At 69.3% G+C, this 15,176-nt stretch carries 14 protein-coding genes and 1 pseudogene; 9 read left to right on the plus strand and 6 right to left on the minus strand.

Annotated elements, in window-relative coordinates:
* Positions 1 to 378 (plus strand): annotated as a pseudogene (locus BWR60_RS05425) (succinate--CoA ligase subunit alpha); the annotation flags it as partial.
* Between the two features lie 317 nt (positions 379 to 695).
* Positions 696 to 2,015 carry an oxalate/formate MFS antiporter gene (gene oxlT, locus BWR60_RS05430; RefSeq protein ID WP_088149995.1) on the plus strand — a complete coding sequence of 440 codons (1,320 nt, stop codon included), beginning with the start codon at positions 696 to 698 and terminating at the stop codon, positions 2,013 to 2,015.
* Between the two features lie 84 nt (positions 2,016 to 2,099).
* On the opposite strand, the gene BWR60_RS05435 is transcribed toward oxlT, so the two are convergent.
* Positions 2,100 to 2,309, minus strand: a complete 210-nt coding sequence (locus BWR60_RS05435) for a hypothetical protein (RefSeq protein WP_088149996.1) — start codon at positions 2,307 to 2,309, stop codon at positions 2,100 to 2,102.
* A gap of 325 nt (positions 2,310 to 2,634) precedes the next feature.
* Between BWR60_RS05435 and BWR60_RS05440 the strand changes: the two genes are divergently transcribed.
* The 5 genes from BWR60_RS05440 to BWR60_RS05460 all read left to right on the plus strand — a co-directional run bounded on the left by BWR60_RS05440 (position 2,635) and on the right by BWR60_RS05460 (position 7,083).
* The gene (locus tag BWR60_RS05440) at positions 2,635 to 2,826 is read left to right on the plus strand and encodes a hypothetical protein (protein ID WP_088149997.1); all 192 of its coding nucleotides are present in this window, start codon (positions 2,635 to 2,637) and stop codon (positions 2,824 to 2,826) included.
* Between the two features lie 336 nt (positions 2,827 to 3,162).
* Positions 3,163 to 4,182: a Bug family tripartite tricarboxylate transporter substrate binding protein gene (locus BWR60_RS05445; protein WP_088149998.1), complete on the plus strand. Its 1,020-nt coding sequence runs from the start codon at positions 3,163 to 3,165 to the stop codon at positions 4,180 to 4,182.
* A gap of 97 nt (positions 4,183 to 4,279) precedes the next feature.
* Positions 4,280 to 4,786, plus strand: coding sequence for a tripartite tricarboxylate transporter TctB family protein (locus BWR60_RS05450; RefSeq protein WP_088149999.1), 507 nt, complete (start codon positions 4,280 to 4,282; stop codon positions 4,784 to 4,786).
* A gap of 63 nt (positions 4,787 to 4,849) precedes the next feature.
* Positions 4,850 to 6,367: a tripartite tricarboxylate transporter permease gene (locus tag BWR60_RS05455; protein WP_088150000.1), complete on the plus strand. Its 1,518-nt coding sequence runs from the start codon at positions 4,850 to 4,852 to the stop codon at positions 6,365 to 6,367.
* A gap of 17 nt (positions 6,368 to 6,384) precedes the next feature.
* The gene (locus BWR60_RS05460) at positions 6,385 to 7,083 is read left to right on the plus strand and encodes a GntR family transcriptional regulator (protein ID WP_230982958.1); all 699 of its coding nucleotides are present in this window, start codon (positions 6,385 to 6,387) and stop codon (positions 7,081 to 7,083) included.
* Positions 7,084 to 7,200: 117 nt separating this feature from the next.
* Here BWR60_RS05460 and BWR60_RS05465 read toward each other — a convergent pair whose 3' ends face one another.
* Both BWR60_RS05465 and BWR60_RS05470 read right to left on the minus strand, forming a co-directional pair.
* Positions 7,201 to 8,268 (minus strand): DMT family transporter, encoded by a 1,068-nt coding sequence (locus tag BWR60_RS05465; RefSeq protein ID WP_218823353.1) that lies wholly within the window; start codon positions 8,266 to 8,268, stop codon positions 7,201 to 7,203.
* Positions 8,265 to 8,993, minus strand: a complete 729-nt coding sequence (locus BWR60_RS05470; RefSeq protein WP_088150001.1) for an alanyl-tRNA editing protein — start codon at positions 8,991 to 8,993, stop codon at positions 8,265 to 8,267. Before BWR60_RS05470 ends, BWR60_RS05465 begins: the two co-directional genes overlap by 4 nt.
* 80 nt (positions 8,994 to 9,073) lie before the next feature.
* On the opposite strand from BWR60_RS05470, the gene BWR60_RS05475 reads away from it, so the two are divergent.
* Together BWR60_RS05475 and BWR60_RS05480 are read left to right on the plus strand one after the other, a co-directional pair.
* Entirely contained in the window at positions 9,074 to 9,910 is an 837-nt protein-coding gene (locus BWR60_RS05475) for a helix-turn-helix domain-containing protein (RefSeq protein ID WP_218823354.1), read from the plus strand.
* A gap of 74 nt (positions 9,911 to 9,984) precedes the next feature.
* Positions 9,985 to 10,854, plus strand: coding sequence for a hypothetical protein (locus BWR60_RS05480; RefSeq protein ID WP_144445526.1), 870 nt, complete (start codon positions 9,985 to 9,987; stop codon positions 10,852 to 10,854).
* 333 nt (positions 10,855 to 11,187) lie between these two features.
* On the opposite strand, the gene BWR60_RS05485 is transcribed toward BWR60_RS05480, so the two are convergent.
* From BWR60_RS05485 to BWR60_RS05495, 3 genes are all read right to left on the minus strand, one after another.
* Positions 11,188 to 12,789: an ATP-binding protein gene (locus BWR60_RS05485; RefSeq protein WP_088150003.1), complete on the minus strand. Its 1,602-nt coding sequence runs from the start codon at positions 12,787 to 12,789 to the stop codon at positions 11,188 to 11,190.
* Positions 12,790 to 12,894: 105 nt separating this feature from the next.
* A complete protein-coding gene (locus BWR60_RS05490) occupies positions 12,895 to 13,785 on the minus strand; it encodes a DUF72 domain-containing protein (protein WP_088150004.1) in 891 nt (296 codons plus the stop codon).
* A 125-nt stretch (positions 13,786 to 13,910) separates the two neighbouring features.
* A complete protein-coding gene (locus BWR60_RS05495) occupies positions 13,911 to 15,065 on the minus strand; it encodes a porin (protein WP_088150005.1) in 1,155 nt (384 codons plus the stop codon).
* Between the last annotated feature and the right edge of the window lie 111 nt (positions 15,066 to 15,176).

A 15,176-nucleotide genomic window follows, 5' to 3' on the forward strand; every position in this document is an offset into this window, starting at 1 on the left:
ACCTGCATCGGCATCGGCGGCGACCCGGTGAACGGGACCAACTTCGTCGAGGCGCTGACGATGTTCGTGGAGGACCCGGAGACCGAGGGCATCATCATGATCGGCGAGATCGGCGGCGATGCCGAGGTGATGGGCGCCGAGTTCCTGAGGGCCAGCGGCACGAAGAAGCCGGTGGTCGGCTTCATCGCCGGGCGCACCGCCCCTCCGGGCCGCCGCATGGGCCATGCCGGCGCCGTGATCTCCGGCGGCCACGACACCGCCGACCACAAGATCGAGGCGCTGAAGGCCGCCGGCATCGCCGTCGCCGACTCCCCGGCATCCCTCGGAAAGACCATGATCCGGGTGCTGCGCGAGGGCAGCCGGGCGGCCGCCGAATAGCGGCTGCAAGATGCTGCGGTGCAGCCACGATTCCGGCTTGTCAGCGCAGCGGAAACGTTCTTTGGTATCTCAGGTTCTGCATTTGGTATGCCAGAGGGCCGGCCATAACGGTCCCTGTTAATAACGACATAACCGAGGGGAGGGGCAGCCGATCCACACATCGGCACGACGGGTCACAGACCCGCCGGATCGGGTCACGCCGGTCCGGCGGCCGCGGTCCGGCGCACCCCTCCTCGAGGACGATGGCGTCCGTCACGGGCCGTCACCTCCGATGCCATGGGGTTGCCTCAACCGACATGCGAAGGACTGGGACGGAAATGCTGACTGAAAACACAAATCAGGGACCGGCGATCAAGGGACCGCCGGGAGGACGCTGGCTCCAGCTGCTCGTCGGCATCGTCTGCATGGCGATGGTGGCCAACCTGCAATATGGCTGGACCCTGTTCGTCGGGCCGATCGATGCGACGCATCATTGGGGCCGGGCGGCGATCCAGGTCGCCTTCACCATCTTCGTGCTGACCGAGACCTGGTTGGTGCCGGTCGAGGGCTGGTTCGTCGACAAGTTCGGGCCAAAGATCGTGGTGCTGATCGGCGGCCTGCTCTGCGCCATCGCCTGGGCGCTGAACTCGGTGGCGGATTCGCTGACCCTGCTCTACATCGCCGCAGCGATCGGCGGCGTCGGCGCCGGCGCGGTCTACGGCACCTGCGTCGGCGCGGCGCTGAAATGGTTCCCGGACCGGCGCGGCCTGGCGGCCGGCCTGACCGCGGCCGGCTTCGGCGCCGGCTCGGCCATCACCATCGTGCCGATCGCCAACATGATCCATTCCTCCGGCTACGAATCCACCTTCATGACCTTCGGCCTGATCCAGGGCGGGGCGGTGGTGTTGCTGTCCTTCCTGCTGGCGACGCCGGCCAAGGGCCAGCTGCCGGTGGTCAAGCCGAAGATCGCGCAGACCCGCCGCGACTACGCGCCGTCGGAGATGCTGCGCAGCCCGGTGTTCTGGGTGATGTACGCGATGTTCGTCATGGTCGCCTCCGGCGGCCTGCTGGCGACGGCGCAGTTGGCCCCGATCGCGGCCGACTTCAAGATCGGCGACACGCCGGTCAGCCTGCTGGGCCTGACCATGCCGGCGCTGACCTTCGCCCTGTCGCTCGACCGCGTGCTGAACGGCGTCACCAGGCCGTTCTTCGGCTGGGTCTCCGACCATATCGGCCGCGAGAACACGATGTTCATCGCCTTCTTCCTGGAGGCGGTCGGCATCGTCATGCTGATGGAGTTCGGCCAGGACCCGGTCGCGTTCGTGATCCTGACCGCGATGGTGTTCTTCGCCTGGGGCGAGATCTACTCGCTGTTCCCGGCGACCTGCGGCGACACCTTCGGGTCGCGCTACGCCACCACCAATGCCGGGCTCTTGTACACCGCCAAGGGCACGGCCTCGCTGGTCGTGCCCTTCGCCAACATCGCGGTCAGCCAGCTCGGCAGCTGGGACATGGTGTTCATCTTCGCCGCGCTGGTGAACGTGATCGCGGCGGTGATGGCGATGTTCGTGCTGAAGCCGATGCGGGCCCGGGCGCTGGAGCAGGCGCGGGCCGAGGCCGGCACGGTCGCGGACGGAGAGCCGCGCCTCGCCAGCTGACCAGCGGGCCGGGACGCGCCCGGCATTGCGAGACAATCCCCAGGGAGGCGAGCCATCGCCTCCCTTTTTCTTTGCGCCGGTTTCTTACAGCGCCCGCATGAAGCTGGCCCAGGCCGGGTCGGCAGCCTCGGACTCGTCCGGCTGCGCGTCGTCGCCGCCGGTCTGGGCCAGGCGCAGCCGGCCCGCGGCATTGCCCGGCAGCACGCCGCCCTGGACCGCGGCCAGGCGCGGGGCGGTGACGAGGCCCAGCAGGGCGACGAGGGTGAGGGCGGTACCGAGCAGAACGCCGGTCATGATCTGGTCCTTTCGATGGGTTCGTGTCCTGTTGCAACGCAATATACGCGCGATCCCCGGTGAGGCAAGGCAATCTGGTATACAGAATACGAAAAACGGATATGCGTCCCGCCGAGGATGGCGGGGCCGCAAGCCAGGGGTCTCCTTTTGAGAAAGTGTAGATAAATCAGAAGGTTGAGATGCGAATCTCCTCGCTACCCGGAATCTGCAGGGCAGCCATCACCATCTGGTATACAAAATCCATAATCCATAAACTTGAAGAGAGTCAGCCTCTCTGCCATATGATGCGGCGCAAGACACCCAGCCAACCTCTGGAGCCGCCGTCATGACCCTCGGACTGATCGCCCTCGTCGTCGCCGCCGCCGGTCTGGCCGCCGTGATCTCCGAGATCGCCATGAAGGCGCCCGACCTGTTCGGCGCCATCGCCACCGACGTCCGCCGGATGGCGACGCCGGAGCGTCGCCCGGCAAGGACCCGGGTCCCGGCCAACGGCAATGAGTGGCGCCGGGCGGCCTGAGCGCCGTTCTCCTTTTCATCGTGATGTTCCAGAACAGGCGGCCCTCGGGCCGCCTGTCGCCGTTTCGGGACCTGGACGGCCTTGTGCGACAGCGAAGGAGAGCCGACCGGCGGAACTGCCCGGAAAACCGCCATTCTTGCGGCTGTGGTAATTTCGTTCTGCTGCAACGCGAGATGACGATCGAAACGAATCGATCGGCTTTTGAAAAGATGCGTTGCGTTACATTCCAGATACAATATATTGGATACCAGCCAGTCTCGGTCACCGACCTGGCCATCCACCAACAAGACAGTCGGGCCGCGCTTGACGCGAAGCCGCGGCGCTGGGGAGGCATTGATGACCGGGAAAGTGCGTGACGCGCTTGTGCATGGACTCGCCTGTGCCGCGGCTGCGGCGGCCCTGCTGGCCGGCGGCATCGCCCAGGCGGATTGGAAGCCCACCCGCAATGTCGAGTTCGTCGTTCCCGCCGGAACCGGCGGCGGCGCCGACCAGATGGCGCGGATGATCCAGGGCATCATCCAGAAGCACGGGCTGATGGAGCAGTCGATCGTCGTGGTCAACCGCTCCGGCGGCGCGGGGGCGGAAGGCTTCCTCGACGTCAAGGGGTCGGGCGGCGACCCGCACAAGATCATCATCACCCTGTCGAACCTGTTCACCACGCCGCTGGCGACCGGCGTGCCCTTCAACTGGAAGGACCTGACGCCGGTGACCATGCTGGCGCTGGACGAGTTCATCCTGTGGGTGAACGCGTCGGAGCCGTACCAGACGGCGCAGGACTACGTCACCGCGATCAAGGCGGGCGGCGACAACGCCTTCAAGATGGGCGGCACCGGCTCGAAGCAGGAAGACCAGATCATCACCGCCGGGCTGGAGCAGATCCTCGGCAAGCGGCTGACCTACGTGCCCTACAAGGGCGGCGGCGACGTCGCGGCCCAGCTGGTCGGCAACCACATCAACTCCAGCGTCAACAACCCGATCGAGGCGGTGGCGCAGTGGCGCGCCGGCGCGCTGCGCCCGCTCTGCGTCTTCGACGACCAGCGCATCGCCGTGACCGCGCCGCAGGCGGACGGCAAGGCCTGGAGCGACGTGCCGACCTGCAAGGAGGCCGGCCTGGACATGAAGTACCTGATGCTGCGCGGCATCTTCATGCCGCCCGAGGCCTCGCCGGAGCAGGTCGCCTACTATGTCGGCCTGTTCGACAAGGTGCGCGAGACGCCCGAGTGGAAGGAGTTCATGGCCAACGGCGCGTTCAACACCACCAGCATGAATGGCGATGCCTTCAAGACCTGGCTGGGCGAGACCGAGCAGACCCATAAGAGCCTGATGGAAGTGGCCGGCTTCATCGCCAAGAAGTAGCGGCCGGGCTGTAGAGCGGGCGCCCCGGCCGCGTGCCGGGGCGCCGCACCCGGCGGCATCCCGCGCGGATGCCGCAGCCTTCCAGGGGAGGATCGGCATGGCGAGCCATGACCGGGAGGACGGCGGCACGGTCAGCGTGCGGACGGTGGAGATCGCCGTCGCGGCCGTGCTGATGATCATCGCCGTGGTGGTGATGGTCGACAACATGCGCATCGGCATCGGCTGGGCCAGCGACGGGCCGGAGGCCGGCGCCTTTCCCTTCTATGTCGGCGTCGCCCTGTTCCTGGCCAGCGCCGGCACCCTGCTGGCCAACCTGTTCGGCCGCGCGCCCGACCTGGGCAGCTTCGTCGGGCGAGAGCAGCTCGGCCTGGTGCTCAAGGTGCTGGTGCCGACCATCGTCTTCGTCGCGCTGATCGGCTTCATCGGCCTCTATGTCGCCGCGGCGCTGTTCATCGCCTTCTTCATGCACTGGCTGGGCAAGTACCCGGTGGTGAAGATCGTGCCGGTCGCGGTGCTGGTGCCGGCCGCGCTGTTCCTGATGTTCGAGCTCTGGTTCCTGGTGCCGCTGCCCAAGGGGCCGCTGGAGACCATGCTGGGCTACTAGCCCGACGCCAAGAAACCCCGAGACCCGCGCCAGGCGGGCGAGGCAAACGCTGGGAGGGGACCGTTGGACGCGCTCTACTCACTCATCCATGGCTTCGGCGTGCTCGCCGACCCGATGAACATCGTCTACATGTTCGTCGGCATCACGCTCGGCGTGCTGATCGGCGTGCTGCCCGGCCTGGGCGGCGCCAACGGCGTGGCCATCCTGCTGCCGCTGACCTTCGCGATGTCGCCGACCTCGGCGATCATCATGCTGTCCTGCATCTACTGGGGCGCGCTGTTCGGCGGCGCCATCACCTCGGTGCTGTTCAACATCCCCGGGGAGCCGTGGTCGGTCGCCACCACCTTCGACGGCTACCCCATGGCCCAGCAGGGCAAGGCGGGGGAGGCGCTGACGGCGGCCTTCACCTCCTCCTTCTTCGGCGCCTTCGTCGCCGTGGTGCTGCTGACCTTCCTGGCGCCGCTGATCGCCGGCTTCGCCCTGCGCTTCGGGCCGGCGGAGTTCTTCGCGGTCCAATTGCTGACTTTCTGCAGCTTCATCGGCATGGGCCGCGAGGCGCCGTTGAAGGTGATCGCGTCGATGATGCTGGGCTTCGCCCTGGCGGCGGTCGGCCTCGACACCGTCACCGGCCAGCTGCGCATGACCTTCGGGTCGACCGAGCTGCTGCGCGGCTTCGACTTCCTGATCGCGGTGATCGGCCTGTTCGGCATCGGCGAGATCCTGCTGACCATGGAGGAAGGCCTGGCCTTCAAGGGCAAGAACGCCAGGATCAACCCGACGGTGGTGTGGCAGGCCTGGAAGCAGCTGCCGCGATACTGGGTCACGGCGGTGCGCGGCGCCATCGTCGGCTGCTGGATGGGCATCACCCCCGGCGGCGCCACCCCGGCGTCCTTCATGAGCTACGGCCTGGCCAAGCGCTTCTCGCGCAACGGCAAGCGCTTCGGCCGCGGCGAGATGGAGGGCGTGGTGGCGCCGGAGACCGCGGCCCATGCCGCCGGCACCAGCGCGCTCTTGCCGATGCTGACCCTCGGCATCCCCGGGTCGCCGACCGCGGCGGTGCTGCTGGGCGGCCTGCTGATCTGGGGACTGCAGCCGGGGCCGCTGCTGTTCGTCGAGCAGCGCGACTTCGTCTGGGGCCTGATCGCCAGCATGTATCTCGGCAACATCGCCGGGCTGATCGTGGTGCTGACCACGGTGCCGCTGTTCGCCTCGATCCTGCGCATCCCGTTCAGCATCATCGCGCCGGTGATCATCACCATCTGCGCCGTCGGCGCCTACACGGTCAGCAACGCGCTGGCCGATATCAGCGTCATGCTGGTCTTCGGCGTCGTCGGCTACCTGTTCAAGAAGCTGCACTACCCGCTGGCGCCGCTGGTCCTGGCGCTGGTGCTGGGCGACATGGCGGAAGGCTCGTTCCGCCAGGCGATGCTGCTGTCCCAGGGCAGCCTGTCGATCTTCTGGTCGAACGGCCTGGTCGGCAGCATCGTCGCCCTGGCCCTGGCGATGCTGTTCTGGCCGCTGATCTCGTCGGTGATCGCGCGGCTGCGCGGCGGCGCCAAGCCGATCGTCGCCGCGGACTGAGGGCAGGGGAGGGAACCGTGCTCGAGGCGCGGATCAGCACCCGGCTGGCGCTCTCTCGCCTCGACGCCAATGACAGCTTCCGCACCCAGGCCTATCTGGCGCTGAAGCACGCCATCGCCGGGATGGATCTCTACGACCATCCCGGCGAGATCCGGCTGGACGAGCGGCAGCTGTGCCGGGACCTCGGCGTCAGCCGCACCCCGATCCGCGAGGCGCTGACGGTGCTGGAGCAGGAGGGCTTCGTCCTGACCCTGCCGCGGCGCGGCATCTTCGTCCGCCGCCGGACAAAGCGCCAGATCGTCGAGATGGTGCAGGTCTGGGCGGCGCTGGAGAGCATGGCGGCGCGGCTGGCGGCAGCCCGGGCGACGGCGGCGGAGATCGCGGCGCTGCGCGACCTGTTCACGGGCTTCGACGGCCGGCCAGCGGCGGAGATCGAGGGCTATTCCGACGCCAACATCGCCTTCCATCGGGCGATCGTCCGGCTCGGCGGCAACGGGCTGATCATCGCCCGCACGGCCGATCTGTTCCTGCAGATCGACGCCATCCGCCGCCGCACCATCCGCGAGGCCGATCGGGCCGACCGGTCGATCCAGGATCATCTCCGCATCATCGCGGCGCTGGAGCGGCGCGACGCCGACCTCGCCGCCCGGCTCGACCGCGACCACACGCTGGGCCTGGCCGAGCATATCGAGCGGAACTGCCATTTCCTGGCGTGAGCGGCGGCCAGCAGCGACCATAGGCTTAGGAGCGAATTGCCTCTCCCGCTTGGCGGGAGAGGTCGGGCTCGCGCAGCGAGACCGGGTGAGGGCTGGCCCAGGCCTCGACAAAGGCCCTCACCCGGAGCCGCTTCGCGTCTCCGACCTCTCCCGCAAGCGGGAGAGGCAATCAGTGAGCACTTGAGAGATCCGTGAATGCGATCGCGGCCGGGACGAGGCCCGCTCCGGCAGCACGGCGATGGCGAAGCCGAGCAGGATCAGGCCGATGCCGACCAGGTGGAAGCCCCGCACCGGCTCGCCGAGCAGCAGGAAGGCGAGGGCCGAGGAGTAGACCGCCATGAGATGGAAGGACGCCCCCGTCAGCGCCGGGCCCAGCGTCGCGACGCAGCGGTTCCAGAACGCGTTCGCCACCAGCGAGGAGAAGATGCCGATGAACAGCAGCGAGGCGATGGCATAGGGTTCGACCGGAAGGGAGCGGCCCGCCGCCTCCTCGGCGATCCAGAACGGTGCCATCAGGACGCAGGCGGCCAGCGTCGTCGCCGCCAGGAACGCCATGGGGGGAACATCCCTGGGACGCCAGCGCAGCAGCACGGAATAGAGCGCGAAGCCGCCCACGGCGAGCAGCACCAGGAGCTCGCCGCCGCCGATCGACAGCGTGGCGAGCGTCGCCGGATCGCCACGCCCGACGATCCAGCCGACGCCGAGGAAGGAAAGGATGATGCCGGCGACGACGCGCGGCCGCGGCGCCTCCCCGGCGATCGCCCAGGCGAGCAGCGGCACCATCAGCGGCAGGGTGGAGTTGAGCATCGCCGCCGTCGCCGCCGGCGTGGTGTGCAGCCCGAGATAGTTCAGCACCGGATATCCGGCGAAGCCGCTGGCACCGCAGCCGAGGATGACCGGCCAATGCGCCAGCAGCGTGCGCCGATGGGCGACCAGGTCGCGCCAGACGAAGGGCAGCAGCACCGCCGAGGCGACCACCCAGCGCCAGAAGGTCAGGCCGAAGGGCGGCAGCTCCTGGGCATAGGCGCGGCCGATCACCAGGTTGCCGGCCCAGAACAGCGGCGGCAGGGGCAGCAGCACATAGGGCCGGCGCCAGACGAGGTCGAGCAGGCCGGCGCCTGGCAGGCCGCCCCGGCCCGGCAGGTCGCCACGGCCTGGGAGGCCGCGGCTCGGCCCGGCGGTCACGGCGCCGCCCCGGCCAGGCCAATGCGGATGCGCCGGTTGTGCCGGCCCTTGTTGTCGACCTTGAGGATGCGGATCGGCGCGGACCGGCCGGTCGAGGCCAGATGGGTGCCGCCGCAGGCCTGGCGGTCCAGCCCGGCGATGTCGACGATGCGGATCAGCCCGTCCGATGTCGGCGGCGGCGTCACGGATTTCGAGCGGATCAGCCCCGGCGTGGCATGGCCCTCGGCGACGGTGACATAGTCGTCGCGCACCGCCAGGTCCTGGCGGACGACCTCGTTGATCGGGCCCTCCAGCGCGCGCAGCCGGTCGTTGTCGGCATCCGGCAGGTCGAAATCGAGCCGGGCCGTGCCGTCGGCGCCCAGCTGCGCCCCGGTGACCAGCGCGCCGTCGAAATGCCGGAACACCAGCGCGTTCAGGATGTGGGTGCCGGTGTGCAGCTCCCGCATCATCCGGCGGAACTCCGGGTCGACCACGGCCTCGACCGGCCCGGAAACCTCGACGGCCGGGTCCTCGAGCAGGTGCCACAGCCGGCTGCCCGCGGGCTCGAAGCCGGCGACGGCGTGCTCGCCGCCCTGCCAGCGCAGCAGGCCGCGATCCGGCAGCTGGCCGCCGCCGCCGGCATAGAAGGGGGATTGCGCCAGCAGCACCCGGCCGGGACGGGCGTCGATCACCTCGGTCTGCAGGACGAGGCAATCCGGATTCTCGTGATAGAAGGAGCGTGCCATGATGAACGACCTGATGGAGTGAACCGCGTCAGTCTGGCGCCGGCCCGCGTGGCGCTATTGGCGGAAATCGAGGTTTTGGAATGGCCCGGGTGGACCGGCTCAACATCGCGCATTACTGGCAGGACCGGACCGTCCCCGGCCTCAGCCTGATGCAGGCCGATTTCCGGACCCAGGAATACCCGCCGCACCGCCACGAGGCGCTGGTCGTCGCCGTCACCGAGGGCGGCGGCTCGATCATCAGCACCCGCGGCGTGACCGAGCCGGCGAGCCAGGACCAGGCGCTGTTCGTGTTCAACCCGGTCGAGCCGCATGCCGGCTGGATGGGGACCAGCCGGCGCTGGCTGTACCGCTCGCTGTATCTCGAGGAGGCGGCGCTCAAGGAGGTGGCGCGGTCGCTCGGGGTCGAGGACCTGACCTATTTCACCCGCAACGCCTTCGCCGACCGCGACCTGATCGCGGGATTCCTGGCGCTGCACCGTGCCCTGCAGGCCGGGCGGGACCCGCTGCTGGAGCGCGAGCTGCTGGTGTCGACCTTCGGCACCCTGTTCCGCCGCCATGGCAGCGGCGAGGGGCGGATCCAGCCCGGGCCGCGCGACCGCACCCGGCTGCGCGCCGCCACCGAGTTCATCCAGGCACGGCTGAGCGAGACGATCTCGCTGGCGGATCTCAGCGCCGCGGTCGGGCTGACCCAGTACCAGCTGATCAGCCTGTTCAAGCGCACCACCGGCCTGACGCCGCATGCCTATGTCACCCAGCTGCGCGTCGACCGCGCCGCCGGGTTCCTGGCGCAGGGCCTGCCGATCGCCGAGGTCGCCGTCGCCTCGGGCTTCTATGACCAGAGCGCGCTGACCCGGCACTTCAAGCGCTGCCATGGGATCACCCCGCTGCAATATGCCGGGGCGACCCGCTCCGCCTGAGGGCAGCGGCGCTGCCCCCCTGCATGGGCGGGTTTTTCTTGACTTTTATGTTCCCTGTTTGTTCTAATATAGGCATGGTCGATCCCATCGCAGCCGAAACTCCACCCGCCGCTCCGCCGGCCGCGGATGAGGCTGCCCGGGAGATCGAGGTGCTGGCCGGGCTGACGCAGCTGGCCCTGGAGATGGCGCGGACCTGCCAGGCCCGTGCCGCCGCCGCCCTCGCGGCCGGCGATCTCGACCGCGCCGGCAAGGCCGAGGCCCGTTTCAGCAGCCTGTTCCTCGGCATCCGCCGCGTCATCGCGCTCAAGGCCAGGCTGCGCCGGCAGCAGGAGGCGTCCGCCGCAACGCCGGCCCCGGACGAGGCCGCGATGCTGTCCGAGCTGATCGAGCTCGCGCTGGAGCTGGCCCGCGGCTTCCAGGCCCTGGGCGTCACGGCCGACGATATCGACCGTGCCGCGGATGCCGAGATCCGCTTCAGCGGCCTGTTCCTCGGCATCCGCCGCGCCATAGCCCTCCAGGCCAGGCTGCGGCAGCAGCGGGAGGAGGATCGGCGCAAGGCCGAACAGCGGCGGAAGGACCGGCAGGACGAGAAAGACGACCGGCGCCACGCCGTCGCCCAGGGCGTCGCCCGCGCCATCGCCGCGGTTCCCGACGCCGAGACCCAGGAGCGGCTGACCGTCGATCTCTGGGACCGGTTGACCGAGGACGAGCGCATCGACGTCGACCTCGCGGATACCGCCTTGCCGATCGGGGTCCTGATCGCCAGCCTGTGCCGGTCCCTCGGCCTGCCGCCCGGCGGGACGCCTCCGGCCGGCGGGCCTGGTGCCGGCGGCCCGGAAAACGGGGGAGTGCCCGGGGCCGATCGGGCCGGCTCCGGTCCGAAGGGCCAGGCTTTTGGCCCCGCCTCGCACCGGGCTTCTTCCAATGCCCGCGCCCGGGGATGACCGGCCGCCCGCCGGCACCGGGCCGCCCGGCGCCGGGCCGCCCGACTCCGCGCCGTCGCCCGACCATTGCGGCTGACCGCAGGATCGGTCGCCGCCGCCGCAGGAGATATGCGCACATATCAACTTCCCGCGCCGGCGAGACTTTTCACAACGCACCCCACGCCGTCATTGCGAGGAAGCGAAGCCGACGAATCCATCCAGGGCCACGTCAAACGGCCCTGGATCGCTTCGCTGCGCTCGCAATGACGATGTTGGGAATTCCGAAGACGTGCCGCTCGCGGGACAGGCCTGCGCGTGGGCGCTCGGGTATCGCCGATCCGCCTCCGGCCGCGATCACTCGGCGGAGAGCTGGGCGGCTCCCGTATCCTCGTCTTCCGCGCCGCCGTCAGCGGCATTTGCCGTCACGTCCCGATCGACGGGAGGCCTCGCCGCGGCGGGCGCCTCCTCGGGCGCGTTCGGGTCGCCGGGGGCGGTCTCGCAGCCCAGCTCCGGCACCGTCACGATGCGGTGGCCGCCGCGGCCGGCGGCGCGGCAGACGATGAAGCCGCGCTGCTCCATATAGGACAGGAGGCGCCGGGTGCGGCCGACCGACTGGGTGCCGTAGGCGCGGGCGATGGTGGCGTCGGACGGGCAGGGGGCGCCGGCCATCGCCGCCTTGACCAGCAGCAGGAAGATGCCCTGCATGTCCTCCGGCAGCTCGCGCGACAGCCCGGTCGCGTGCTGCCAGGCCGGGCTCTCCGCCGTGTCGGTGTCGACCCCGGCGCGGGCCACGGCCAGCCGGGCGCGGAAGCCGGCCAGGTCGAGCGCCGGGGCGCTGCGGCTGCCGACCCGCTGGATCCGGCAGCGCACCAGGAAGTCCTGGTACAGCACCGAGATCGGGCGGAAGGCCGAATCCTCCTCCGCCACCAGGTCGCGCAGCACCGTGTCGATCGCGGCGTCGCGCTCGGCCTGGGGCATCGGGTCCGCCTCCTCCTCCGCCGGGGCGGTGTCGGGGCGGCTGCGGATCAGCTGGGCCAGCAGCTCGGCCGTCGATTGCGGCGGCTGCGGCGGCGGCCGGGTCGGGCGCGGCATCGGCGGCTCGGCCTCGACCGCCTTGAAGATCAGCGCGTGCACGTCCTCGGGCGGCGCCTCGGGCATCGGCAGCAGCTTCGGGCTGGTCGACCGGGCGCCAGTCTCGACCGCGCCGATGCGCACCTCGATCGGCCGGCGCGACAGGGCCGGGCCGAGGGCGACGAAGCGGCCGCGGCCGAGATCGCGGAACATCTCGGCCTGGCGCCGTTCCAGCCCCAGGAGGTCGGCGGCGCGGGCCATGTCGATGTCGAGAAAGGTGCGGCCCATCAGGAAATTCGAGGCCTCGGCCGCCACGTTCTTGGCCAGCTTGGCCAGGCGCTGGGTGGCGATCACCCCGGCCAGGCCGCGCTTGCGGCCGCGGCTCATCAGGTTGGCCATGGCGCCCAGCGTGGCCTTGCGCGCCTCCTCCGACACGTCGCCGGCCGCGGCAGGGGCGAAGAGCTGGGCCTCGTCGACCACGACCAGGATCGGGTACCAGAGGTCGCGCTCGGCGTCGAACAGCCCGTTCAGGAAGGCGGCGGCGGCGCGCATCTGGGAATCGATGTCGCAGCGCTCGAGGTTCAGCACGGCGGAGGTGCGGTGCTGCCGCACCCGGCCGGCGATGCGGTACAGGTCGTCGTCGGAGCGGTCGCCATCGACCACGATGTGGCCGAAGCGGTCGGCCAGGCTGACGAAGTCGCCTTCGGGGTCGACCACCACCTGCTGCACCCAGGGCGCGCTCTGCTCCAAGAGGCGGCGCAGCAGATGCGACTTGCCGGAGCCGGAATTGCCCTGCACCAGCAGGCGCGTCGCCAGCAGTTCCTCGAGATCGATCATGGCCGATGTCCCGTCGGACAGCGTTCCGATGTCGATTTGAACCGTCATCACCCCTCCGCGCCCACCCGCCGGGGACGGCGGGGAGGGCATGGTCTATCACGACCGACCGCGGGTCGGGCAACCCGATGGGGCAGGGCAGGGTCCCGGCGGGACTCAGCGGCCGAGCCGGCGTTCGACCTGGCGAATCAGCCCCTTCGCATCGGCCGGCGCGCGCACCTTGGCGTCATTGTCGAAATAGACATAGACGCCGCGCCTGGCCCGCTTCGGCCCGGGCTTGTCGACCACCCGTTCGGCATCCTTCGGCTCGTGCCCGGCGGCCCAGGCGGCGACGCGGGTGGCCCAGCTGTCCAGCGCCTTGTCGCCATAGCCGCTGACATACAACTGCTCCGACCCGTGCAGGCGGCAGTAGACGAAGTCGGCGGTCAGGTCCATGCGCCGCGGCCAGTCCACCGTGTCGGCGCAGACCAGCGCCACGCCATGGCGGCGCAGCAGCCGGATGAAGGCGGGGTCGAGGAAGCTGTCGTGGCGGATCTCCATGGCGTGCCGAAGCGGCCGCTTGCGGTCGGTCTTCGTCCAGGCCCGGCCGGCGAAGCGCTCATCATGCCGGCGGGCCATTGCGGCCGCGGCCTCGGTGTCCTTCGGCAGCAGGTCGAGGAAGGCCTCGATCCGCTCCGGGTCGAAGCGGAAGCCGGGCGAGAACTGCCACAGGATCGGCCCCAGCTTCGGCCCGAGGCGCAAGGGCCCGGAGGCGAGGAAGTTGGCCAGCGGCGTCTCGATCTCGCGCAGCCGTCTCGTGTGGGTGATGAAGCGCGGCCCCTTGACCGCGAAGACGAAGCCGTCCGGCGTCTCCTCGGCCCAGCGGGCATAGCTCTCCGGCCGCTGGCTGCCGTAGAAGGTGCCGTTGATCTCGATGGTCGGGAAGGTCCCGGCGGCGAAGGCCAGCTCGCGCTTCTGCGGCAGGCCCTTGGGATAGAACACGCCGCGCCAGGGCCGGTAGGTCCAGCCCGAGATCCCGATCCGCACCTGTCCCGGCTTGCCGGCCATTGCGCTCCTCCCCTGAGGCAACGCCTCCGGTGCGGGCTCGGTGCCGCTCGGGCCGGCAAAAGCAGAAAGGGCGGCCCCTGGCGCCGCCCTTTCCTCGCTCGGTGCGTCAGGAGGTCAGCCTTCGATCAGAAGGAGATCACCATGCCGGTGGTCAGGTTGGTCGATTCATAGTCCTGGCCGCTGCGGAACTCGTTCTTCTCGTAGGACAGTTCGGTGAAGGTGTTCAGGCCCGGCGCCAGGTTGTAGAGGAACGAGCCGATGACGCTGTGGTTGGTCTTCAGGTCCTTGCCGTTGGTGAAGGACGAGTTGACGTTGTTGCCCTTCTCCGCGGTGGTGTAGGCATAGCCGACCGAGACCACGAACGGGCCGCTGCCGTAGGACAGGTCGCCGGTGATCGAGTCGATCGCCTTGTCGGCGCGATAGGTGCTGGAATAGTGCACCCAGTTCACGCTGCCGCCGAAGCCGCTGGAGTGGATCAGCTGGCCGCCGAGGCTGTAGGCCTCGAAGTCGTGGTTGCCCTGGACGCCGTTGCCGTTGCTGGCCGAACCGGCGACGCGCACCGAGGTGCCATCGAACGTGTTGGCGTAGTTGATGCCGGCGGTGACGACGTTCTCGTAGCGGGTGTTGCTGTCGTCGATCAGGTCGTTGCGGCCGCCGTTGCCGGCATGGCTGTTGCCGCCGGCGACCGGGGTGAAGTCGACCGCGAAGGAGAAGCCGGAGAAGGACGGCGAGGAGTACTTGATCTTGGTGTCCTTGCCGTTCAGGCCGCCGATGCCGTAGGTCGGGTCGACCGCGTACAGGGTGTCGGAGCCGGCGAACAGGTTGAACTTGCCGTCCAGGCCGTCGCCCCAGCTGGCGCCGAGGCCCAGCTTGCTGTTGAACACGTCATGGGCATAGACGTAGCCGATATCGGCCGCGACATAGGGCGCGTCGCCGAAGGTCAGGGTGCCGAAGTCGCCCTTGACGTACAGGTAGGTGCGGTCGACGGTGACGTTGTTCTTCCGGTCCACATTGTTCATGCGGATGCGGGCGCCGTATTCCAGGCCGGAATCGGTGACATTCTTGATGTCGAACTGCAGCCGCGCGTTGGAAACGAAATCGTAGTCGCGGTCGAAGGTGTTGTCCTTGGTGTCGCTGATCGACAGGCCGGCCATGAAGCCGATCCAGCCGCTGAGTTTGAGCGACAGGCCCGAGGTGACGTTCTGGTCCGCCGCCTGGGCAATACTCGTCCCTCCCGTGGCGGCCGAGAGGCACACCCCGAGCAACAGAAACTTCCGCATTTTACTTCCCCTCGCGTATCGGGCGTGCGTCCCCGCAGTCGCGGCGCCGACCCTTCCTGTAACGGCGAGGCTTATACAGAGCGGCAAATTTTAAAATCAATCACCGGCCGC

Source organism: Inquilinus limosus (assembly GCF_002195995.1).
Lineage (GTDB): Bacteria > Pseudomonadota > Alphaproteobacteria > DSM-16000 > Inquilinaceae > Inquilinus > Inquilinus limosus_C.